The organism is Magnetospirillum fulvum MGU-K5, assembly GCF_000442515.1.
GTDB classification, from domain to species: Bacteria; Pseudomonadota; Alphaproteobacteria; order Rhodospirillales; family Magnetospirillaceae; genus Phaeospirillum; species Phaeospirillum fulvum_B.
Genome location: NZ_AQPH01000177.1, coordinates 1 through 286 on the forward strand (window position 1 = coordinate 1; position 286 = coordinate 286).

Annotated in this window: 1 protein-coding gene; it reads left to right on the plus strand. The window is 64.0% G+C overall.

What is annotated here, in order from left to right:
* Positions 1-114: 114 nt before the first annotated feature.
* A partial coding sequence (locus K678_RS17450; RefSeq protein ID WP_021133815.1) for a chemotaxis protein CheW occupies positions 115-286 on the plus strand: 172 nt, incomplete at its 3' end.

Genomic DNA, 286 nt, shown 5'->3' on the forward strand with positions numbered 1-286 from the left:
CTGGAAAGCGGCAATCCCGCCGACGATCTGGATTCCGGTTACGTCCAGTTCTGACGCTTGCAGGACCGGGGGGCGGCGGTTGCCGCTCTCCGTTCACAGTCTCGGGGATGCGCCATGACACAGACCGCCGCCACCCGTAGCGGGGTGCAATACGTCACCATCGGCATCGATCGTGAAATCTTCGCGGTCGAGGTCGATCAGGTTCGCGAGATTCTCGATCTGCGCCCGATGTCGCGGATTCCCAACGCACCGTCCTTCCTGGCCGGGATGATCGACGTGCGGGGCC